Consider the following 22,343-nt stretch of genomic DNA (forward strand, 5'->3'; position numbering starts at 1 on the left):
CGCATGGCGGGGCGGGGGCTTTCGGACTTAAGATCTGCTCCTCTCCACGGCCCGCACGGCGCAGTATACAAGCAGCACCGCAAGACACATCTGGATCCCCATGCTGATTCCCATCCAGTGCGTTATGAGCGTTCCCTTTGCCTGATTGCCGAACCAGGTTCCTACCTGGACCCAGTTCTGGTTCCCGGCGGTCAGACGGCCGATGACCTGTGCAAAGGTTGCAATGGGATTCACAAGCAGGATATACAAAAGAGGACCCGAACCACCCGATACGCTGCCGGAAGCAGCGGCTGTCAGATAAGCTCCCATATGCATCTGTTTCATATATACTGCCAGGAAATTGAAGCCGTAAGTCCCGGCTGTCAGCACAGCCGTCACAGCGTAGGCTGCCACAGTCGCTGCAGTCGTACGACCAAACAGCGCAGAACAGCACAGACCAATGCTTCCCATAAAAACAGCTGCTGCAAAGAAGCAGCATAAGAGCAGGATCAGATCCGAAAAAAGTACCCCGCCATACACAAAGACCATGGCAAGGACCGGAAGGCTGGACACCACCATCAGAAACATGGTTCCAAGCGCTGCCTCCAGCTTTCCAAGCACAATATCCGCCGGTGTCATGCAGGTCGTCAGAATCAGATCCAGTGTCTGGCGCTCCCGCTCCCCGCTGATGCTTCCCGCGGTCACCGCTGGCATGATCAGGATCAGCATCAGAAATTCCAGTGCCGCCACAAACATGTAGAGGTCCAGAAATCCGGTATACTGCACCTCTGCAGTCAGGCGGACCTGGGTCAGCGCCGAATACATATTTAAGAGTGCCACCAATGCCAGAATTCCATTAAAGACCAAAAGCACCAGCGCCAGCTTAAAGCTCCGGGCACTCACCATGCATTCCCGCTTATAGACCGGATTCGTCTTCATAGGACAACACCACCTTTTCCTTATTATGATCCGTGATCTGCATGAAGATGGATTCCAGACTGCCCGGCTCGCGCGCAAAGCCGCACACCGGAATGCCGGCTTCGATCATCTGCTTTAATAATTCACTTTCCATCTGTTCGTCCCCGGTAAAGCCCACCATAATGTCTTTCTCGCAGATGGTTATGGTACGGACCAGCGGGTTGTCTTTCAGGAAAGCAATTGCCTTTTCCATCTGTCCCTGCACGCGGATCATGATCTGTTTGGAGGTATAGATCCGCTCCATAATTTCATCCATACTGCCGGACAGCACCATTTTTCCGGAATCGATGATCCCGATATCGGTGCACAGTTCAGAAAGTTCTGCCAGGTTGTGGGAACTTAAGAGAATGGTCTTTCCCTGTTCGTGAAGTTCCCAGACCATCTGGCGAAACTCCAGATGCGTCCGCGGATCCAGTCCGGCCGTCGGCTCATCCATGATCAAAAGCTCCGGATCGTGGATCAGGGCACGGGCAAGGCAGAGTCTCTGCTGCATGCCGCGGGAAAGACCATCCACGAATGCATTCAGCTTATCGCCCAGTCCTACCTGTTCCAGCAGATTGCGGGAGCGTTTTCTCGCCTCAAATCCTTCCAGATGATAGCAGGAGGCAAAAAACTCCATATATTCGGAGACCTTTAAATTGTCATACATTCCAAAATGATCCGGTACATAGCCGATTCTGGTCCGCAAAGTCACGGCATCTGCAAGCACATCCCTGCCATCTAACGTGACCGTTCCCTGATCCGGTTTTAAAAGCCCTGTCATGATCTTGATCGTGGTAGTCTTTCCGGCGCCGTTTGGTCCTACGAATCCAAACAGGACGCCGTCCCGGAGTTCCATGCTAAGTCCGTCTAAGGCATGATAATTTCCATATTTTTTATGTAATCCCTGAATCTTCAGCATCATCGTTCCCTCCCTGCCACCATCGGCATCGGAAGCTGGATCGCATCGTAGCCTCCGCCATTGTAGGCATAACGTACCGTTAACGTATTGCCCGGAGAAAGGTACGGCTTTAACTGCTCCACATTCAGCGTCTTTCCTTCTAACTCCATCTTGTCGAAATTGCCGGTTCCATAGTTATAGAAATAAATGCTTCCGGTAAAGATCCGGCTCAGACTTCCATTTCCAGTATCCGAAAATTCTTCCGAAACAGTCTCAAATGTCAGGCTTTCCACTTCGATATCGGTTCCAAACTGGTATTCCAGGGTCAGCGGCTCTGCTCCGCTCATGGAATTCGTCTCCGCATCATAGCTTCCCCCCGTCACCTTCGGCGTTTTCATCAGCACAGAGCGGTAGATGGAACGGTCCCTGGACGCGTTGACCGGTACCGTCTGCGTCAGCATGGTAATCCCGTACGTCTCCTCCGACGGATTTTTCAGGAACTGGCTTTCCTCTTTCTGGGTGCTGAAAGCGATCACGCGCGCGTCGGCGGTATAACCGTTTAAATAGTTATCCAGGTAAAAGCGGGTCAGGTTCGAGCGCTCCACGGCCAGCATATAACTCTTGTTCCGGATATCAGCCGCCGCATAGGTATCCTCTTCGGAAATGCGTTCTGCTGCCAGATAAGAATCACCCAGCGGATAACGAAGCAGCTTGTAATCCTCCAGTTTTTTCGTTTCGCCCGGCTCCATGCGTCCGATCTGCACCATATTGCCATACAAAATCAGCGTTGCGTTCTCAATCGGATAAGGAAAGCGGTTGGTCAGTCTGCCCTGGATCTGCCCCTCAAAGTAATCAACTTCCCCCGTGATTCCTACCTGATCCGTATTTTCTGTGCGGCGTTCCATACGGAAATAGCGCGGCGTAAAGGCGGAAATATTCTGCCCCTTCACTGTCAGGGCATCTTCCCCGGTACGGATCGCGATCTGGTACGGTTCGTCGACATCCAGTGACTCTGCGCCCACGGTGTACTGGCTGCTCCTGGTGATCGGAAGCAGACGGTACCCCGGATCGAGTTCTACCGTGTAAGGACGGTTGTAAGGATTCCGGATATTGATGTAAGTCGTATCGGTGACATAATCATCGGTTACATCCTGAATCGTTGCATAGGTATAGAAGGTGGAGCGGAAACGGGTCGGCATTCCCAGCACATATACCAGACCGGAAAATGCCACTGCCACGATCACCACGCCCTTCCGGTACAGATTCTGAAGGCCGCGGCTGCGCAAAAACAGGTATAAACCCGGTCCGAGAATGATCAGGTACAGACCGGTTATCCCCACATACAGCCAGAGGTTCGGGAGCTTATCCACATCTCCGGTGTTGATCAGTCCCTGAACCGACCAGAAACGGCCGGAATTTCCGCTGTATACAACCTCCGCCAGCTGATTGATCCGCTCTTCGCCCAAAAGGTTCGTAAACAGATAGTCCACATAGGAGGTCTGTTTTTCGCAAAATTCTGCAATATCGCCCAGGTCAAAGGCCGCCACGGCAACCATACCCTGCTCTTTTGCTGCCGCAGTCAGAAGCGGGAAGCCATTGCTGGAGAGAATGACGTTGCCGCCGTGAAGCGGTACATCCACACAGGATATCGCCAGCATCCCGGCGCCCGGCTCATTCACCGCGGTAAAATCTTCTGCCAGATTGATATGTGTGATATTCGGTGTGCCATAGGAATCGTCCAGAAGCTCCGGTGCAAAGCGCCCCAGGGTATCATCTACCCGGTCCCCGGTTCCCAAAATCAGCACGCCGCCATTCTGAACCCAGTTCATGATCGCCGATGTCTGACCGGCAGAAAGATCCCTGAGTTTATAATCGTTCACAACCAGTACATCGAACTGGCTGAGTCCGACTTCATCTTCCGGGAACTCTGCGCCGTCAAGCTCAAAAGTCCTGGTCCGCAGCGTACTGTAATTGACGCCGACTCCGTTTAAGTAATGCAGTTCCCATGGATTATCGGATAAGATACCGACAAACAATTCCGGGACATCCCGGCTGACATTCAGCTTCACCTTACGGTTTAAGAGTACGGTCTCAGATGCATCGACCAGGGAGAGTACCAGCTCATCGGCTGCCGTCCCAAGTGGGATATAATAGCATTCCTCAGCACGCGCTCCTGCTTCCACGCTGACATGGTAATCGTAACGGTAGACCGTTTCATCCGACTCCCTGGTCTTGATCTCCAGGGTCCCATCCACCGGGATTTCCTGGTTATTTCCTATGCTAACGTACACCGGAAGGTAACGCCCTCCTTTGGCACTGTCCTCATAGCCATAGTTGATATCCATACTTACCGGATCTTCCTGTGCCCAGGCCGGAGCGCAAAAAGCCAGACCGCTAAGAAAGCCGGCCGTCAAAACTGCAACGGCGGCTTTTTTTAATGGTCTGACTGTCCGGAGTTTTAAAATTCGATCGTTTGTCATGTTTTACCGTTCTCCGAAATGTTCTTTCTCTACATCAAAATTTACCTGCAGCGTTACCGTAAACACGGTGCCGTTTAAATCGCTTTTTACCGTGATGGTTCCGCCGTGCATATCTACGATATTCTTTACAATGGCAAGGCCCAGACCAGTTCCCCCGGTATGGGTCGAGCGGGACTGTTCTACCCGGTAGAACTTGTCAAAGATCAGCGGAAGCTCCTCTGCCGGGATCACATAGCCATAGTTCGCAACGGAAACCTGTACGGTATCCGCCTCTGCCGTCACCTTCACCGTCACCCGTTTTCCTTCAGCGCCGTACTTGATGGCATTGTTAATGAGGTTGTCAAACAGGCGCGCCAAAAGATTTCCATCTGCCGTGATGATCTTCACCGGTACATTGCTCTGAAGCTCATAGGAAAGCCCTTTGTTGGCAAAATTCGGGTACGATTCCTCCAGAAGCTGCCCTAAAAGCTTGACGATATCCACCTTCGACACATGCATGGCCAGCTTTCCGTAATTCATCTTGGTAAAACCAAACAGGTCCTCGATCAGCTTTTCCAGGCGCTTTGCCTTGCTGTAAGCAATATCTATGTATTTTTTCTGCATATCCGGCGGCAAAACCACCTGTCCGGATAAAAGCTCCAGATATCCAATGATGGACGTAAGCGGTGTGCGCAGGTCATGGGCAACATTGGTGATCAGCTCGTTTTTTGTGCGCTCCGACTCCCGCTCCTTGTCCATCAGCCGGCGGATATCTTCCACCATCTTGTTCAGATTCGATGCCATGGAAGAAAATTCATCGTCCCCGACCACTTCCACCTGCGTATTTAAGTCTCCTTCGGAAATTCGTTCTACTGCATCGGAAATCCGCCCGATATATGCCGCTGACTTTTCCTGTAAAAGCAGAAACGTGATTGAAAAAGCCAGAATGCCGATCAGCACATAAACCAGGATAACTACCACGTCCGACTGTCTGACCATATTTAACAGGGCACTGGACTGTTCTGAACGCTGTGCATACTCCGCCAGCATCGTCAGGTTTGTAACCAGAAACAGATCGATCAGGCAGGCCACCAGGGTACTGTAGATGATATTGGTGATGACCCGCGTATGGTAACGGTGGCTCAGATCGGTTTTTCTGCCGTTATTTTTCAATTTTGTATCCTACCCCCCACACTGTGGTGATGATCTTGTCCTGACGCTCGTCTTCTTTCATTTTGCCGCGGAGACGGCGGATATGTACCATAACCGTGTTGTTTGCCTCGTAAACCTTCTCATTCCAGACCTTCTCGAAGATCTCGTCAGTACTGAAGACCTTGCCCGGATTGGATGCCAGAAGATACAGAATATCAAACTCAATCGGGGTCAGTTTTACTTCCTCATCGTAAACGGTTACCTTGTGATTGTCCTTGTTGATCGTGAGACCGCGGATGCTGATCTCGTTCTTTGCAGCCTCATGCACATTGCTGTTTGGGTTTAACTGGGTATAACGGCGCAGCTGGGATTTTACCCGGGCCGTCAGTTCCAGCGGGTTAAACGGTTTTACCACGTAGTCATCGGCGCCGGTTCCAAGTCCCAGGATTTTGTCGAGATCCGTGGATTTCGCACTCAGCATGATGATCGGGATATTGTTGGTCTCCCGGATCTTTTTGCACATTTCCAGGCCATTCATGCCCGGCATCATGATATCCAGAAGGCAGAGGTGAATGTCCTCCTTATCCAGAATGTCAAGTCCTTCCTGGGCATTGGATGCCTTAAATACCTTATATCCGTCGCTGACCAGGTAGATTTCCACCAGATCGGCGATTTCCTGTTCATCGTCCACTACCAGAATGTTGGTTTCTGTCATAACTGATTCCTCCTCGTGTATCTATCGTTATTCGGGAACCCCTGCAGTTATGCCGGTCCCTGCTGCTGCTCAGGCAAATGCCAGCAGCAACATACTTTCCTAAGCTTAAGTGTACCATAAATCAGGTCTTACTGCCTTACTTTTTTATTACATTTCCGGAAAGAAGAGGAAAAACAACACAAAAAGGAATGCACCTTCCTGTGGTCGCATTCCTTTCTATGCTTTCTAGCTTTCTATGACTCTCGTTTTTATCTGCAATTTCTTAGTGGCTTTCTGCCGGCACAAATACCCGGGTATTGTGCACATCGTCCTGTTTTACAGCTGCCTTTGCCATGGCGATTGCCTCCTCGCAGAACTGCTCCTGCGCGGTTACAAGAACTTTGCCCCGCTTGTCGATCTTTTCGTAAGTGCCGTCCGGCTGCAGGATGTGAGCCTTGACATTATCCTCCAGCTGCACCTTCAGGATGTGGATCACCTGCTCTTTTAATACCGGATCCTCCACCGGGAACATGATCTCGACACGCTTGTCTAAGTTACGCGGCATCCAGTCGGCGCTTCCCATGTAAACCTCCGGGCTTCCGCCGTTCTCAAAATAGAAGATCCGGGCGTGCTCCAGGAAATTGCCTACGATGGAATGTACCGTAATATTTTCGCTTAAGCCCGGCACGCCTGCTTTCAGACAGCAGATACCACGGACAACCAGCTCGATCTTCACACCGGCACAGGATGCCTCATACAGGCAGGCAATGATCTCGCGGTCGCAGAGGGAATTCATCTTCGCCATGATGTGCGCTGGTTTGCCTTCCCGTGCGCGGGCAGTTTCCCTGCGGATCATGCGGACGCAGCGGTTGCGCAGCCACAGCGGTGCCAGGATCAGGCGGTTCCAGGTCGGCGGCTCAGAATAGCCGGACAGCATGTTAAAGACTGCCGTTGCATCTTCCCCGATCAGCGGATGGCAGGTCATAAGACCACAGTCCGTGTAAAGCTTTGCAGTGGAATCGTTGTAGTTTCCGGTTCCCAGATGGACATAACGGCGGATGCCATCTTCCTCACGGCGTACCACCAGCGTGATCTTGCAGTGTGTTTTTAAGCCAACCAGACCATAGATCACATGGCAGCCGGCCTTCTCTAATTTCTTTGCCCAGTTGATGTTGTTTTCCTCATCGAACCGCGCCTTTAACTCTACCAGAACCGATACCTGCTTGCCATTTTCTGCTGCCTCTGCCAAAGCTGCCACGATCGGAGAATGACCGCTGACACGGTAAAGTGTCTGCTTGATTGCCAGCACATCCGGGTCCTTTGCAGCCTTCTGTACCAGTTCTACAACCGGATCAAAGGTCTGGTATGGATGATGCAGGAGAATATCGCCCTTGCGGATATTCGTAAAGATATCGTCGTCATTCATGAAGGCCGGTACCGGCTGCGGAGTATAGGACGGTGCCTTTAAGCTGTCAAATCCACTCATGCCGTACATTTTCATAAGGAATGTCAGATCCAGCGGACCGCTGATCTCGTAAATGTCCTCATTGCTGACTGCGAGCTCCCGCTTTAAGATCTTAAGCAGGCGCCTGTCCACCTTTTCTTCCACTTCCAGGCGGATGACTTCGCCCCACTGGCGTTTCTTTAACTGCTTCTGGATCTCTTCCAGCAGGTCCTCAGCCTCTTCTTCATCCAACGTAAAGTCCGCATTTCGCATGATCCGGAACGGATGGGCACTGACAATGTTGTAATTTAAGAACAGATCTTTCATGTTGCGCTCGATGATCTCTTCCAGGAGAATGACGCGGCGTTCTCCATCTGCGCCTTCCGGAAGTTCCACAATACGCGGCAGCACAGACGGTACCTGCACCATGGCAAATTCCAGTTCCTCTTCCTCACTGTCCTTCTTCTGGACCAGAGCCGCAATGTTTAAGGATTTGTTGCGGATGAGCGGGAACGGACGCGAAGAATCGACTGCCATCGGGGTCAGCACCGGGTATACATCTTCCCGGAAAAACTGATCCACAAAGGCCCCGTCCTTTTCAGACAACTCCTCATGCTCGCAGATGACCTGCAGTCCCTGCTGCTTTAACGCAGCCAGAAGAGAGCGGTTGTAGGTGGAATACTGAAGATTCACCAGTTCATGCGTTCTTGCCCCGATCAGTTCCAGCTGCTGCTCTGCCTTCAGCCCGGCAATGTCGGTTTTCTTATATTTTGCATGGACCATATCCTTTAAGGATGCCACACGCACCATGAAAAATTCATCCAGGTTGGAAGCGGTAATACTTAAGAACTTCAACCGCTCAAACAGTGGAATGGACTTGTCCCTCGCCTCGCCCAGAATCCGGAAATCGAATTCCAGCCAGCTCAGCTCACGGTTTACATAATTTTCAGGTTTCAGATATTTTTCATCAATCTCTGCCATGGCCTACACTCTCCTTTTTTGTCTTAAAACCGGACGGATTCCAAAAATCTCTTCAAAGAAATCTCCCTTATCCGCAATCGATATGGATTCCAGTGTTACATCTGCTGCACATTCTGTCTGAATCAGAAGCTGACCATCTTTTACGTTCAGACGGCAGTCCTTCAGTTTTCCCGCATGCCCACGGTCCATGGAATTGGCAAGCCGCAAAATGGCGGTCAGCTTTGCAATTACAATAGAAAGATCTTCCGTGGAAACCAGGCGGCTGTCACGGGATAGCTTCTCGGATACCTCCACCTCGTTATAGCGGAATTTCTGCTGGTGGTACTTTACTACATTCGCCACAATTTCCCGCTCCACATGCGACAGACCAATGATCTCAGTCGCCATAATGATATTGTAACCACAGTCTGTAGAGCCGCGCATGGTAACAAACTTGCCGCAGGAATGTAAATTTGCCGCGATCTGCAAAAGCAGGCGTTCCCGCTGTCCCAGACCATGGTATTTCTTTAAGCTGTCAAATACCTTCAGCGCAGCCTCTTCCACATTCTGGATATGCGGCATATGGCACTTATAACGCTTTGCCATATTGCGGGATGTCACGATAATATCATTTTCAAAGCTATGGTTAAAGCGGATCAGTTTTTTGTCCTCCGCATATTCGGCAGCCATGCCATCCGTCATGCGGATGCCCGGTACCCACATAAGCTCCGCCCCCGTGATCTCCAGCATCCGCTTGTAGATGGCTGCTGCCGGGAACAGAAGGCTTGCGTATTCCTCGTTTACATCAAAAAAATCTTCCGCCTGAGCCAGGGTCATGCCCTTTAACCGCTCATAAAACTGGTTGAAGTCCTGAATCGTAATCTGCTCGGAGCGCTTTCCGCCATCCATCTTATAGTAAAGAGGAAGGATCGGTTCCCCAATTGCGATCAGATTTTTCACCTCACGGTCTTTTAAATACATTTTCCGGTAAGTAACCAGTTCATTGTCGATCAGTTCTGCGATCAGGTTCTGTGCCCCCTGCTGAGTGAGCTTCTCATGCGCGATCAGCTCCCGCAGGCGCAGCACACCGAGCGGCAGGTTCTGGGTGGAAACCAGCGCGTCTTTATCAAACAGGGATGCCTGCATGCTTCCAAAACCAACATCCACGATGGCAGTTCCGCGCTGGATGTTTTTCTGGAATTCCGCATCCTTTGCAGCGATCGCCTTGTAGCTGATAAAACGCTGCTCCGAGTTGCTGATGATCTTTACGTCCACACCGGTCCGGACCCGGAGCTGTTCCAGCACGATCTGACTGTTTCTTGCCTCCCGCATGGCGCTGGTCGCATAAGCCCGGTATTCCTTCACCTGATACTCCTTCATGATCTGCACAAAATCCTTTAAAACCTGGCACATTTCCTCTACCAGGCGATAGCTGATCTTTCCAGTGTTGTAGGTGTCCTTGCCGAGTGCGATCATATGCTTTACCTGATCGACCGAACGGATCACCCCTTTTTCTGTAATTTCATAGATGCCCAGTTCCAGTTCAAAAGAACCGACATCGATTGCTGCAAATGTCCGTACCATAAGCTCTCCTTCCCTGCCCGAAAACGCACACACCATCCATTTCTGCTTCCAGGCAAACCTTCCAAATGCGCAGAACGGCCCGGCAAATCCGCACTGCCTCGTGCGGTTTTACCGAACCGTTATGCATTAGTAATTGCCAAGGATCTTAAAATTCAATGCCTCCGCGCCGATTCCGCGCAGTGCATTTGCCACACCTGCATCCTGCAGGCTTCCCTCAATGTCTACAAAGAAACGATACTCCCAGTTTTTCCCCGGGACTGGCCGGGACTCGATCATCATCATGTTGACATGGTTGAAGATAAAATGTCCCAGCATGTTGAACAGGGAACCGCTGGTGTGCGGAAGTTCAAAGCAGATGCTGACCTTTCCTGCATTCTTACAATAAACTTTCCGGTTTGTCAGAATGATAAACCGGGTCGTATTGCCATGATTGTTCTGAATGGCCATCTTTAACGGCTCTAATCCGTAAAGTTTTCCTGCGATCTCGCTGGCTATCGCCGCCTGGGTCTTGTCCCCCTCCGCAATGACGCGCTTTGCAGCTACCGCCGTGTTTTCCACGCTGATCTGCTTTAACCCATTATCATTCAAAAACTCCGAACACTGCATCAGTGCCTGTGGATGGGAATACACCGTCTTAATATCGGAAAGCTTCGCTCCAGGCACGCCAAGCAGCACATGATTGACCGGGACAAACGTCTCTGCCACAATGTAATTGTCATAGCGGGTCAGCAGATCATACATATTGACCACCGCTCCAGCCGATGAATTTTCAATCGGCATAACCGCATAATCCGCATTGCCCAGCTGGACTTCCCGCACCGCATCCTCAAACTGCGGTACATGGTACATATTGGCATGTTCCCCAAAATACTTGATCGCCGCAGCGTGGCTGTAGGCACCTTCCACGCCCTGGTAGACCACACGAACGCCTTCCATGGGAAGCTTATCCAGGCAGTCAAAGCCCAGCTTGGTCCCCACACCGTGCTGCGCCAGAATGGAATACTGGTATTTCCGGCTGATGGTCATCATCTGGGAAAACAGTTCATGCACCGCGATCTGGTTAAATTCGCTGTTTGCCATGGCACTCACCGCAGCCAGCTTCTGTTTTTCCCGCTCTGCATCGTATACCGCCATGCCGGAAGCGATCTTGGTTTCTGCCACTTTCCCACAGATTTCCATGCGTTTTTCAAACAACTCTACAATTTCTTTATCAACTTCATCTAATTGCATTCTGTACTTCGTTAAATCCACGATTTATCCCCTCCGCATCTGCCGGCGTTCTTCCTGCTCTCTTACCAGCATTTCTTTGATTTTTGCCTCGGTGTATGCACCGGCACGTTTCCGGTCCTCCGCTGGGAGTTCTTTGATGTAAAATGGCTCTCCAAATTCCATCGTCACATGAGACGGGCGGATAAACGGGAAATGCTGTTCCAGAATCTCAGCAGTACCGGTAATGGCTACCGGAACGACCGGACAGCCGGACTTCTCCGCAATCTTCAAGCTTCCTTCTTTAAAATCCAGAAGTTCCGTCGGATCCTCTGCCTTGCAGCGGGTTCCCTCCGGAAAGATCCACATGGAGGAACCGTCTTTTACCTTTTCAATTCCTTCCAGGATCGTCTTTAAACCTGCTTTGATGTCCTTACGATCCAGGAACAGACAGTTCACGTTGCGCATCCAGTCACGCAAAAGCGGAATCTTTTCCATTTCTTTTTTTGCCACAAAGCCAGTCTGCCCCGGCACAACAATATAGCCGCTCACAATATCAAAGTAGCTTCTGTGGTTTCCCACATAAAGCACCGGCTTATCCGGAATGTTTTCAAATCCTTTTACCGTTAACGTAGAACCGGTCAACCGGAAAATCATATGAAAAATCTGCTTCACTACCTTTAACGCATATTCTTTCTGGCGGTTTTCGTTGTTCTTCCAAACATATTTTTCTCCGATCAGAAGCGGCAGTGCGCTCACCAGGAGAAATACCACAACTACCAGGAGAATCAGTATTACTCGTATCATCCCACACCTCATTTGTCTCGCAGCTTATTTTTTCCACTGCTCCATTTTTTAGATTTATACCGTAGATTCCAGTATATAAAAAAAGAGAGGCAAAAACAAGTCATTCGCCTCTCTTTTTTTCATTGCTTTGTAAAGTATGACGCAATTTCCGCAAGCGTGTCCACACAGCCATCCGGCGGGCAGGTGCCTCAGCTTTCCCTTTGTTTCCGCCCGGGCAGACATCTGCTCCGGATCATGGAGATCCGTTCAAATAAAAGTCCTGCCAGAAACCACAGCGGCGCAAAATCCAGACGGATCAGACCATTCACACTCGTCTGATACCCCGTGTAGTCCCAGGGGCAGATTCCTTTCGACTGTAAAAAAGCACCGGACAGATACTCTGCCGTGAAAATAAGTACCATATACAACAGACCATGCCGGATGATCCAGTCCGCCGGACTAAGCGGTCCGTCACCGATCCAGCGGTCAACCAGTCTGCCGATCGGTGCCAGAACAGCCCCGCAGCCATAAATCGGAAACATCAGAAGCGAGGTCTGCCCCATCAGCCGCCAGTCATGGGCAAGAATGGACTCGGTGGAAGTAAAGATCACTTCCAGGCACCAGCCGGTAACCCCACACAGGAAAAAATGAAATAGAAATCGTTTTAATGTGTTCATACGATTAATATAACGTTTTTTCCTGCATTTTATTCCGTTCAGATTTCCTGTTTTTTTATTTCTTATTCTGCGGCCGGGTTTTCTTTCATGAATTTCAGCAGTGCATCACGCTTCTCATCCAGATAACGTCCCCACTCTTCCGGATCGATCCATACGGTGCGATCCGCTCCGTTTTTGATCGCTTCCAGTTTTTCCGGCATGTGATTGTTAATGCAGTGGTTTCCTAAGAAGAAATCCACATGCTCGTTCCGCACTTTTTTGAGGGATTCCAGATAAACCTCGCGCATATGGCACTTCGGATCCCCGATCTCAGTCAGATAATCGGTTGCCAGGGTATTGAAGCCGAAACCACCATAATATCCTGCACGCACGGTACGGTCTCCTTCCGTCACATCAAAGAAGATTGCGATGCATCCTTCGGTGTGTCCCGGTACCAGGTAAAACTTCATGGTGACATTGCCAAAGGTCATCTCATCGCCATCGCGGATCACACCATCCGGTTCACACGGAGCATCCACAAGGTCCGGGCTGTCCTGGATAAAGGATTTTTCCGGATGTTCGCGGTACATAATCGCATCCGGTTCGCCCATATAAATCTTTGTGCCGAACATATCGCGCATAAATTTTGCGCCGCCAACATGATCGACATGGCCGTGGGAAAGCAGGATCCACTTCACATCAGCCGGATCAAAACCAGCTTTCCAGATGGAATGGATCAGCATGGCGGTATTGCCGCAGTTTCCGGCATCGATCAAAAGAAGTCCGTCCCCGGTATCGATCAGATGCACACATACCCAGCTGTCTCCTACATAATAAACATTTCCGAACATACGAAACGGCTCCATATAACGCTCCGTCTGCTTCGTCCAGTATTTGGACATCGGGTTCTTTTCAAATTCTGCTCTTTTTGCAAGATAGTTTTCATAATCTTTTACAATGCTCATGATAATCTCCTCTCTCTATTGTAAGCTGCATCGGCAATGATTTACCGAAACCTTCTGCTTATCATCTTATAATCCAAAAACGCGGCACAAAAGAATCCTCCCTGTGCCGCGTCTTCCTTATTTCATCAGTTCGCGCACCTGACGTACACGTTCCGTGATAAAATCTGCCCATACCGTATCATCCAGATATGGCTGATTTTCATGGGTATACTGTCCTGCTCTGTCTACGATCTCAATCTGGTTCGGATGACTCGGCAGTGCAATATCTACATGAATCTTCTTTAACTTCTCTGCATCCTCAAAGAAGCGGTCACGAAGAGCCGGAGTTAAGTACTTGCTGGTCGCATAGTACTTATCGTTCATGGTATTCGCTCCGACACCACCGTGCATGGCAACCACATACTCATCACCGGTTACCGGGTTCTTCTCTTTCCAGAAAAAGCTGGTACAGCCAATGGTATGTCCCGGAGTCAGCATGGTCTGGACGCTGATGTTTCCGAGGGTTACCGGTTTCTCATCGGAATAGAACTCATCCGGTTCAAAGTTCTGTACATGGGAGCCGGAATCCGGAATCATGGTTTCCTCCGGACAGCTCTTCATGAATACATAGTCCTCTTTGGACATATAAACCTTTGCTCCGGTCAGCGCCTTCATTTCAGCTGCTGCTCCGCAGTGATCGAAATGCGCATGGCTGATCAGGATTTTCTTAATATCAGTCGGCTTGTATCCCAGTGCATAGATAGAATCTACAAGCAGATACGTGCTCTCCGGAATTGCGCTGTCGATCAGGATCAGTCCATCGCCTGTATCGATCAGATAGCAGCCAACCCAAGTCTGACCTGCTACATACCAGGTGTTCGGAGATACCTGAAACGGCTTGATTGCCAGTGTCCACGGCTCATGTACAAGAGTTTCTACCGGATGTGGGATTGCCGGGCTACAATGAAATGACATAATTTTTCTCCTAACTAACTATTATTTTGCCTTTTTTGTTTTTGCAAGAATGGTACGGATGATCGGTGAAAATACGCATCCGATACCGATCAGCATCATGATGCAGGAAATCGGTCTGGTGAAGAAGGTTGCTGCACTTCCGGTGTACTGGAATGCCTTTAACATATTGCTCTCCAGAGTCGGTCCCAGAATGAATGCCAGGATCAGCGGAGCAGTCGGCATACCGGCATAAGCCATGAAGATACCAACAACTGCGAATGCAAGCATCATGCCGCATTTGTACAGGCTTCCGGAATCAACATAGGCACTGACCATAGAGATGATCAGCAGTGCCGGATACATGTAATGATACGGAATCTTTAAGATCTGCGGGAACAGACGGATACCGAAAATCTGCATAACCAGTACCAGACATGCAACAACTGCAACCGTTGCAAACATCAGATATACGATATGACCACTGTTTTTGAATACCATCGGGCCCATCTCAAGGCCATGGATGGTCAGGGCACCAATTAACAGTGCAGTGGTGGAGTCTCCCGGGATACCAAGTGCTGCCATTGGGATCATTGCTCCGCCGATGGAAGCGTTGTTTGCAACCTCCGGAGCCCAGATACCAGCCGGATTACCTTTACCGAAAGAATCCGGATCCTTGGAAGCATTCTTTGCGGAAGAATAAGCAACCAGGTTGGAAAGGCCAGAGCCCATGCCAGGAAGGAAACCGATTCCAAGACCAATCAGGAAAGAACGGATGATATTCACGATCTGCTCTTTAAACTCTGCCAGGGTAATACCAAGACCACGCACACTCTTTGTGTCTACCTCCGGCAGTGCGCCGAAGCCTTTTGCGTAAGCAACTACGATGGTGCTGACACTGAATACACCGATTAATACGATGGTCATGCCAAGGCCACTCATCAGGTACATATTATCAAATACGAAACGCGGTGCTGCATCAATTGGAGAATATCCTACAGATGCAAACAGAAGACCGATACATGCAGAAGCAAGACCTTTAAACATATTGCCCTTGGAAATAGCAAGTACCATGGTAATTGCTACGAAACAAAGTGCGAAATACTCCCACGGTCCCATTAAGAATGCCACATCTGCTACAAACTCGCTGCAGAACGATGCGATGATGGCGCTGAAGAAAGTACCGGTGAAAGATGCAAACATACCAATTGCAAGTGCTTTACCCGATTTACCCTGCTGGCTCATTGGGTAACCATCCCAACAGGTAGATACTGCAGATGCAGAACCAGGAATGCCAAGAAGAACGGAACCGATAAATGCACCGGAACATCCTCCGATCCAGAGTGCAAGCAGGAAAATAACTGCTGTGCCGGAATTCATGCTGTATGTAAGCGGCATAAACAACATAACTGCCAGTGTGCCGGACAGACCCGGAATTGCACCGAAGATAATTCCGATTGCAGTTCCCACAATCATCAAAAGGATGTTAAAGGGCTGTGCCAGCTGTGAAATGATATAGGGAAAATTAGCTATCATAAATTCTTACCTCCTAAAACAGCGCGCCGCTCGGCAGGCTGAGTCCGAATACGTAGATGTAAACTACATAGATAATTGCAGTGAGTAGTACGGAATAAATCACTCTTCCTTTTACCGTGCTCTTGCTGCCTTTCGCAAACAATGTAGTCAGACCATAGGTAACAAACGGGGTAGTAATCAGATAACCGATCAGGCTGGCAGCAAATACATAAACTGCTAAAACAACCATGGCAACCAATGCCTTAATCCAACCCTGCTTTGATAAAAACGGTTTTTCATCTTCCAGCTTTTCCTTGCAGCCCTCTAAAAATACTCCGGCGCCGCAAACAACAAAACCAAATGCTGCGATCATCGGCAGCGCTTTCGGTCCCGGGTAAGACAGGGTAAATGGAACAGAAAGCTGATTCGTCATCACAAATACGATGATTCCGAGGATTACCAGCACTGCGCCGGCAACCTGATCTCTCTTTAACTTCATAGAAACCTCATTTCCTTTCTTCATATCTTGAAACGAATGGGGCTGCCCTGCGGCAGCCCCATTTTGCCTGCATCTACTGCTGCAATATTATTTCTGTTTCAGACCAAGCATCTCAACAACGCTGTTTAAAGAATCTCTCTGAGCGGTCAGTTTCTTCATGCCCTCTTCCTGGCTGAAGAAAGTCATATCAAATCCTGCAGGTTTTAATACATCCTGTACATCCTTATTTACTACAGCGCTCTCGAAGTAATCATGTAAAGCGGTAACAGTCTCTGCTTTCATATCCTTCGGTCCAAGTACCAGGAACAGAGTAGAGAATGTGCAGTCATAACCCTGATCTACCAGGCTGGTAACACCCGGAAGAATGGTGCTCTCGCCACCGGTCTCATCAACAGAGAAGCAAGCCAGTGCTTTTGCCTTACCGGACTCAACATACTGTTTTGCCTGGTTCTGGTTTACAAATGCTGCGGTAATGCTGCCGCCAACCAGTGCAGTCAGTTTCTCGGTATCGGAACCTGCTTCTACATATTTTACCTCGATTCCTGCTGCCTGTGCGAACAGACCAGACATGATGTGGGAGCTGCCGCCGGTCTCAACACCTAAAAGAACGCTTCCCGGAGCTGCCTTTGCTGCCTCTACCAGATCATCGGTGGTGTTGTAAGGAGAATCACCCGGTACTACTAATGCATATCCGGTCTTCTCGGTGCCCTCACCTACTGCGATTACGGTGAAATCATCTACTGCATTGTGGTCATATACACCCGTTGCAGATTTAATTAACATGGTTGTATGGAAGAATAACAGGGAGCTTGCATCCGGTTTTGCAGTACGGATCTTCTCCATTGCCACTACGCCGCTTCCGTCTGTATTGTTCTGAACGGTTAAGTTGCTTCCGGAATCTTTTGCTACCTGGGTAGCGATTGCTCTTGCAACTACGTCGGTACCGCCGCCTGCTTTTGCCGGAACCTGTAACTCAATGTTCTTCGGAAGACCACTTCCTGAAGAGCTGCCGCCGCAACCAGTCAGAGCTGTCATTGCCATAACCCCTGCCAGCATCACGCTTAATAACTGTTTTTTCATAACCCATTTCTCCTTCTCGCTTATTTTAAAAACTTACATATTTTTATCGATATGCTTGTTTTTTTTGGATATTTTGATTATACTTCTTTTGTAGTCTTAATTCAACTTATCATATTTTATATTTTTTCTTAGTTCAATTAAGAGATATATCAAAGGGGGATTTATTATGGATTTAAAACAGATTGAAAATATGATCGCCATCGAGCAGGAACAAAGTATTTCCAGAGCTGCGGAAAAGCTTTTTCTGACCCAGTCAGCACTGAACCAGCAGTTATTAAAATTGGAAAAAGAACTCGGCACGCCACTTTTCGAGCGGCGCAAGCACAGCATGATCCCGACCTTCGCCGGGCGCATTTACCTTACAACCGCCCACAAGATGGTCGATATGAAAAAAGAAACCTATAAAATCATTTCCGATATTTCCGGAGAAAACCTTGGAGAGATTGCTGTTGCATATACGCCCGAAACCGGTGCTGCCATGTTTTCTAAGCTCTATCCTGTTTTTCACCGGCAATATCCAAATATCACATTCCGAATCCGCGAAGAACGCGTGAAAAAAATGGAACAGCTGGTTCTGAAAAACGAAGTGAACTTTGCTTTTCTGACCTATGTAGAAGGAATGAAACATCCGGACCTGGATTATCTCGACATGGATACCGAGCACATGGTTCTCGGGCTGCCTATCAACCATCCGCTGGCACACCTTGCCGGAAAAAACAGCCATGAAACGCTTCCGCTGATTGACTTAACATTACTCAAAAATGATAGTTTCATCCTTTTAAGCAAAGAAACCCGCATGCGCGACATGATCGACCATGCCTTCGCCCATGCAGGTTTTCACCCGAATGTTTTATTTGAGTCTGTAAGCACCCACACCGTGATCAATATGGTAAAAGAACAGATCGCTCCCGCCTTTTTCCCGCAATCCTATGTAGACGGTTCTGCACCGATTGCTTACTTTACCGTGGCCCCAAATCAGCGTTGGTCCCGCAGTGTTGCCTTCTTAAAAGGATGCTATTTCACACGCCCGGAAAAATATTTTATTGCTCTTGGCACCGATTATATGCGCGGCAAACTGCCGGAACACTTAAGAGGACTCACACAAACTGATTCTTCTGTGGATCGTAATGATAATCAATCGCATCCAGTTTACTGCTGATTTCCTCTTGGCTCAAATCGTAAACCGCGCACAGTTCGTCCAGGCTGTCATAATTGTCCCGCAATTGGGTGTTTAAAAAGCTCATCAGCATAACCGGATCTTTTGGAATTGATGCCATAATTTTTTATTTCCTTTCTTTTTGCAAAATGCTATAATATTGTTATTGTTCAAATCCGTTGCAGCTTCTCCATGCATGGGCTGCAGCACAATATTATAATAGAACGAATTGACAAAGATCACAAGTTTTTTGCAACAGGAGGCCAGACCCAAATATGAAAACCCCAAAGAAGAACCTGAAACGTATCCTTATGATCGCCACCGGCGGCACCATCGCCTCCAAGCGCAGTGAGGATGGCTTAAAGCCACTGATTACATCAGAAGAACTCCTCGGCTATGTCCCGGACGTAAAAGAATTTTGTGAAGTGACCGCCATGCAGGTCATCAACATCGACAGCACCAATATCCAGCCAAAACACTGGCTGTTAATTTCTTCTACCATTGAAAAGTACTACGATCAGTTCGATGGCTTTGTGGTCTGCCACGGCACCGACACCATGGCTTACACCGCATCTGCGCTCTCCTACCTGATCCAGAATTCACCGAAACCGATCGTCATTACCGGCGCGCAAAAACCGATCGATCTGGAGATCACCGATGCAAAGACCAACTTAAGCGACAGTTTTCTCTTTGCCAGCTGCGATAAAGCACACGGTGTCAACATTGTCTTTGACGGTAAAGTCATTGCCGGTACCCGCGGCAAAAAGGAACGCACCAAAAGCTACAATGCCTTTTCCAGCATTAACTTTCCTTATATTGCTACGATCCAGGACAACCACATTATCTTCTATCTCGACGATAAAGACCGTCTGACCGAGGAAGTCACCTTCTATCACAAGCTGGACAGCAAGGTGACTCTGTTAAAACTGATCCCGTCCATGAACGGCAGCATCCTGGACTATCTGTTCAAGCACTACGATGCTGTTATCATTGAATCCTTTGGTGTGGGCGGTATTCCTTCCTATGAAGATGACAGTTTCCACCGGGCGATCGAGCGCTGGGTCAATGCCGGCAAGTTTGTCATCATGACAACGCAGGTCACCAACGAGGGAAGCAACATGTCCGTCTACGAAATCGGCAAAACCATCAAAAAAGAGTTTGGTCTCCTGGAAGCTTACGACATGACCCTGGAAGCTACCGTCACCAAACTCATGTGGATCCTTGGACAGACCCACGACCCGGATATGGTAAGGGAAATGCTTTACAGCACCATCAACCGGGATATTCTGTATACAACGAAGTGGAAAGCATAAGAACCATCAGCGGTTCTCATCCGCGTTCTGGCTTTCCGGTATTACCGGAAGCCGTCCGCGGAAGAACCGCTTTTTTAATTCCTTCCAGCTGAACGGAATGATTGGGTAGATATAACTCTTTCCGGCAATCGTCTTGTTAAACACAATCGCACAGACGGAGATCACAAAGCCGATCACATAACCCCACACGTCAAACACCGCGGTAAACAACAGCATGATGATCCGCATAAATTTCAGTGCATATCCCAGTTCAAAGCTCGACTGGCTGTAATTTGCAATCGTCACAAATGCCATATACAGCATAGTCTCCGAGTTGAACCAGCCGGATTTCACCGAATATTCTCCCAGTACGATGCCCGCAATGACGCTGAGCGGCGTTGTCAGCATATTTGGCGTGTTGATCGCCGCCAGACGCAGACCGTCAATCGCAAATTCCAGGATCAAAAGCTGAAAGATCAGCGGCACATAAGTCACATCCGAAAGCTTGGTAAAGGCCAGCCACTGCGGCAGTGCGTCCGCATGCATCATGGCAAGAAGCCAGGTCGGCGTCAGTAAAAGACATAATACTGCTGTTGCCATACGGGACAGCCGCAGATACGTCCCCGTCACAGGTGGAAAATAGTAATCATCTGCTTCCTCAATAATGTCAAACACGGAGGATGGCAGCACCATAGCCGCCGGAGAGTTGTCCACCAAAATGACGATATTTCCTTCCAGAATACACGCCGCCGCAGTGTCCGGGCGCTCTGAAAACTTGAATTTCGGAAACGGGTTAAACCATTTATGAGGGAAAATCCCCTCCGCCAGACTCTCCTGGTTCATCGTCAGCGCATCCACCCGCAGGTTTTGGATGCGGTTCCGGATCTTATTTAAAAGCTCTTCATCGATGCGTCCATCCATATAGCAGACCGCTATGTCCGTGTGGGAACTGTTTCCGGCTGTCAGGATCTCCATGATCAGCTTCGGGTCCCGGATCCGGCGGCGGATCAGCGCCGTATTAAAGATCAGCGTCTCCACAAAACCGTCCCGGGAGCCGCGCAGAACCTTGTCTTTTTCCGGTTCCTCCACACCGCGCGCCGGGTAAGTACGGCAGTCCAGCATCAGGCATTTGTCGTACCCGTCAACCAGAACCGCCGTGATTCCGCTCAGCAGCTGTACGATCATGTCCTTTTCGTTGTCGACCAGGCTTACTTCTCCATAAGGCATATATTTTTTGGAAAAACCGTGCGCGTCTTTTGGCATATCCTCCGGCTTAATGCTCCACCACGCCTGTAATACCTTTAAAAGGACCTCATCCTTGGTCAGCCCATCCACAAAAAGCAGACACGCCTGCTTTTCTCCGATCGTGATCGCCCGGTAAACTACATCGAAATTCTTTTCCAGGCTCAGCGTCTGTTTTAAATGTTCCAGATTTTCTGACAGATTTTTTGAAAACTGCATGCTGCAGTTCCTCCTTTCTTTCAAGAAACACGTTCCGTTCTTTCTGTTTCTCATATGGCATATCTGAAATACGCATAGAATCATTCCATTTTCCGTATAGTATGTCAGAATTCCCCTGTCTTATACCCGGCGCTGCATCATGAAACTTGCACAAAGAATTTCCTGTTTCAAGCCCTAAAAAAAAGTTTTTCTGTCACATTTTTTGTTTTTCTTTAAGATGCACACGAACGTCTTTGCATAGCGGACACGTGTATACAATTTGAGCAGTTTTCCCTCTCCAAAGTGCACAATCTTCTTAAAATTGCACAATTTTCCTTGACGCTACCACAAAACAATGATATAGTGTGTTTTGTAAGAAAGACATGAGCGCCATCACTCCGGCGCCTTTTATTTTCTTAACTGGTATGGGGATACCAAGCGAAGACTGTATTGTGTAACGGTTTTTGATCGTGACCAGGAGCTGCTTTCTGTGGGGGAAAAGCGGCTCCTATTTTTTTGTGTTCATAGGAGTTTCTTGACATAAAATAATACAAATGTTAATATCATATCATAAAGTTATCCAGAGTTATGAATAGTTATCCATCAGTATATAAGTTATCCAAAGTTATGAACAGTTATCCATTTATGCCAAACTGCAAGCAGATAGCTGCAGTACGTTCACACATAC

At 48.9% G+C, this 22,343-nt stretch carries 19 protein-coding genes; 2 read left to right on the forward strand and 17 right to left on the reverse strand.

Annotated features, from left to right (window positions below; genetic code table 11):
- Positions 1-27: 27 nt before the first annotated feature.
- The 15 genes from DWZ40_RS01215 to DWZ40_RS01280 form a co-directional block, all read right to left on the reverse strand.
- Positions 28-918, reverse strand: a complete 891-nt coding sequence (locus DWZ40_RS01215; protein WP_118540320.1) for an ABC transporter permease — start codon at positions 916-918, stop codon at positions 28-30.
- Positions 896-1,861 carry an ABC transporter ATP-binding protein gene (locus DWZ40_RS01220; RefSeq protein ID WP_347560017.1) on the reverse strand — a complete coding sequence of 322 codons (966 nt, stop codon included), beginning with the start codon at positions 1,859-1,861 and terminating at the stop codon, positions 896-898. Before DWZ40_RS01220 ends, DWZ40_RS01215 begins: the two co-directional genes overlap by 23 nt.
- Positions 1,858-4,317 carry a hypothetical protein gene (locus DWZ40_RS01225; protein WP_118540322.1) on the reverse strand — a complete coding sequence of 820 codons (2,460 nt, stop codon included), beginning with the start codon at positions 4,315-4,317 and terminating at the stop codon, positions 1,858-1,860. The genes DWZ40_RS01220 and DWZ40_RS01225 overlap by 4 nt, the downstream gene beginning before the upstream one ends.
- Before the next feature lie 3 nt (positions 4,318-4,320).
- On the reverse strand, positions 4,321-5,469 hold the full coding sequence (locus tag DWZ40_RS01230; protein WP_347560018.1) for a HAMP domain-containing sensor histidine kinase: 1,149 nt from the start codon (positions 5,467-5,469) through the stop codon (positions 4,321-4,323).
- Complete coding sequence (locus DWZ40_RS01235; protein WP_118540323.1) at positions 5,459-6,163, reverse strand: response regulator transcription factor; 705 nt, start codon at positions 6,161-6,163, stop codon at positions 5,459-5,461. Before DWZ40_RS01235 ends, DWZ40_RS01230 begins: the two co-directional genes overlap by 11 nt.
- Positions 6,164-6,425: 262 nt before the next feature.
- A complete protein-coding gene (locus DWZ40_RS01240; protein WP_118540324.1) occupies positions 6,426-8,567 on the reverse strand; it encodes an RNA degradosome polyphosphate kinase in 2,142 nt (713 codons plus the stop codon).
- A gap of 3 nt (positions 8,568-8,570) precedes the next feature.
- Positions 8,571-10,130, reverse strand: a complete 1,560-nt coding sequence (locus DWZ40_RS01245) for an exopolyphosphatase (protein ID WP_243035146.1) — start codon at positions 10,128-10,130, stop codon at positions 8,571-8,573.
- 126 nt (positions 10,131-10,256) lie between these two features.
- Positions 10,257-11,381, reverse strand: coding sequence for a prephenate dehydratase domain-containing protein (locus DWZ40_RS19325; protein ID WP_347560019.1), 1,125 nt, complete (start codon positions 11,379-11,381; stop codon positions 10,257-10,259).
- Between the two features lie 3 nt (positions 11,382-11,384).
- Positions 11,385-12,143, reverse strand: a complete 759-nt coding sequence (locus tag DWZ40_RS19330) for a lysophospholipid acyltransferase family protein (RefSeq protein WP_182431580.1) — start codon at positions 12,141-12,143, stop codon at positions 11,385-11,387.
- Between the two features lie 188 nt (positions 12,144-12,331).
- Positions 12,332-12,799: a hypothetical protein gene (locus DWZ40_RS01255; RefSeq protein ID WP_118540326.1), complete on the reverse strand. Its 468-nt coding sequence runs from the start codon at positions 12,797-12,799 to the stop codon at positions 12,332-12,334.
- A gap of 62 nt (positions 12,800-12,861) precedes the next feature.
- Positions 12,862-13,743 carry an MBL fold metallo-hydrolase gene (locus DWZ40_RS01260; RefSeq protein ID WP_118540327.1) on the reverse strand — a complete coding sequence of 294 codons (882 nt, stop codon included), beginning with the start codon at positions 13,741-13,743 and terminating at the stop codon, positions 12,862-12,864.
- 117 nt (positions 13,744-13,860) lie between these two features.
- Positions 13,861-14,697 (reverse strand): MBL fold metallo-hydrolase, encoded by an 837-nt coding sequence (locus tag DWZ40_RS01265; RefSeq protein WP_118540328.1) that lies wholly within the window; start codon positions 14,695-14,697, stop codon positions 13,861-13,863.
- A 21-nt stretch (positions 14,698-14,718) separates the two neighbouring features.
- On the reverse strand, positions 14,719-16,209 hold the full coding sequence (locus DWZ40_RS01270) for a tripartite tricarboxylate transporter permease (RefSeq protein ID WP_118540329.1): 1,491 nt from the start codon (positions 16,207-16,209) through the stop codon (positions 14,719-14,721).
- A 13-nt stretch (positions 16,210-16,222) separates the two neighbouring features.
- On the reverse strand, positions 16,223-16,711 hold the full coding sequence (locus DWZ40_RS01275) for a tripartite tricarboxylate transporter TctB family protein (protein WP_118540330.1): 489 nt from the start codon (positions 16,709-16,711) through the stop codon (positions 16,223-16,225).
- A gap of 63 nt (positions 16,712-16,774) precedes the next feature.
- A complete protein-coding gene (locus DWZ40_RS01280) occupies positions 16,775-17,767 on the reverse strand; it encodes a tripartite tricarboxylate transporter substrate binding protein (RefSeq protein WP_118540331.1) in 993 nt (330 codons plus the stop codon).
- A 166-nt stretch (positions 17,768-17,933) separates the two neighbouring features.
- Between DWZ40_RS01280 and DWZ40_RS01285 the strand changes: the two genes are divergently transcribed.
- The gene (locus tag DWZ40_RS01285) at positions 17,934-18,926 is read left to right on the forward strand and encodes a LysR family transcriptional regulator (protein ID WP_118540332.1); all 993 of its coding nucleotides are present in this window, start codon (positions 17,934-17,936) and stop codon (positions 18,924-18,926) included.
- Here DWZ40_RS01285 and DWZ40_RS01290 read toward each other — a convergent pair.
- On the reverse strand, positions 18,865-19,044 hold the full coding sequence (locus DWZ40_RS01290) for a DUF4250 domain-containing protein (protein ID WP_118540333.1): 180 nt from the start codon (positions 19,042-19,044) through the stop codon (positions 18,865-18,867). The genes DWZ40_RS01285 and DWZ40_RS01290 overlap by 62 nt on opposite strands.
- Positions 19,045-19,219: 175 nt before the next feature.
- Between DWZ40_RS01290 and DWZ40_RS01295 the strand changes: the two genes are divergently transcribed.
- Entirely contained in the window at positions 19,220-20,236 is a 1,017-nt protein-coding gene (locus tag DWZ40_RS01295) for an asparaginase (RefSeq protein WP_118540394.1), read from the forward strand.
- Between the two features lie 6 nt (positions 20,237-20,242).
- Here the strand turns inward: DWZ40_RS01295 and DWZ40_RS01300 are convergent, their stop codons facing one another.
- Entirely contained in the window at positions 20,243-21,676 is a 1,434-nt protein-coding gene (locus tag DWZ40_RS01300) for a spore germination protein (protein WP_118540334.1), read from the reverse strand.
- Positions 21,677-22,343: the final 667 nt, after the last annotated feature.

It is taken from the genome of Clostridium sp. AF32-12BH (assembly GCF_003477935.1).
GTDB lineage: Bacteria > Bacillota > Clostridia > Lachnospirales > Lachnospiraceae > Brotaphodocola.

Bases quoted from the DNA above. Each gene is read 5' to 3' on its own strand.
- DWZ40_RS01290 (WP_118540333.1), bottom strand. From the start codon at position 19,044: ATGGCATCAATTCCAAAAGATCCGGTTATGCTGATGAGCTTTTTAAAC.
- DWZ40_RS01260 (WP_118540327.1), bottom strand. From the start codon at position 13,743: ATGAGCATTGTAAAAGATTATGAAAACTATCTTGCAAAAAGAGCAGAA.
- DWZ40_RS01245 (WP_243035146.1), bottom strand. From the start codon at position 10,130: ATGGTACGGACATTTGCAGCAATCGATGTCGGTTCTTTTGAACTGGAA.
- DWZ40_RS01255 (WP_118540326.1), bottom strand. From the start codon at position 12,799: ATGAACACATTAAAACGATTTCTATTTCATTTTTTCCTGTGTGGGGTT.
- DWZ40_RS01280 (WP_118540331.1), bottom strand. From the start codon at position 17,767: ATGAAAAAACAGTTATTAAGCGTGATGCTGGCAGGGGTTATGGCAATG.
- DWZ40_RS01240 (WP_118540324.1), bottom strand. From the start codon at position 8,567: ATGGCAGAGATTGATGAAAAATATCTGAAACCTGAAAATTATGTAAAC.
- DWZ40_RS01275 (WP_118540330.1), bottom strand. From the start codon at position 16,711: ATGAAGAAAGGAAATGAGGTTTCTATGAAGTTAAAGAGAGATCAGGTT.
- DWZ40_RS19330 (WP_182431580.1), bottom strand. From the start codon at position 12,143: ATGATACGAGTAATACTGATTCTCCTGGTAGTTGTGGTATTTCTCCTG.
- DWZ40_RS01220 (WP_347560017.1), bottom strand. From the start codon at position 1,861: ATGATGCTGAAGATTCAGGGATTACATAAAAAATATGGAAATTATCAT.
- DWZ40_RS01300 (WP_118540334.1), bottom strand. From the start codon at position 21,676: ATGCAGTTTTCAAAAAATCTGTCAGAAAATCTGGAACATTTAAAACAG.
- DWZ40_RS01215 (WP_118540320.1), bottom strand. From the start codon at position 918: ATGAAGACGAATCCGGTCTATAAGCGGGAATGCATGGTGAGTGCCCGG.
- DWZ40_RS01265 (WP_118540328.1), bottom strand. From the start codon at position 14,697: ATGTCATTTCATTGTAGCCCGGCAATCCCACATCCGGTAGAAACTCTT.
- DWZ40_RS01225 (WP_118540322.1), bottom strand. From the start codon at position 4,317: ATGACAAACGATCGAATTTTAAAACTCCGGACAGTCAGACCATTAAAA.
- DWZ40_RS01285 (WP_118540332.1), top strand. From the start codon at position 17,934: ATGGATTTAAAACAGATTGAAAATATGATCGCCATCGAGCAGGAACAA.
- DWZ40_RS01235 (WP_118540323.1), bottom strand. From the start codon at position 6,163: ATGACAGAAACCAACATTCTGGTAGTGGACGATGAACAGGAAATCGCC.
- DWZ40_RS01270 (WP_118540329.1), bottom strand. From the start codon at position 16,209: ATGATAGCTAATTTTCCCTATATCATTTCACAGCTGGCACAGCCCTTT.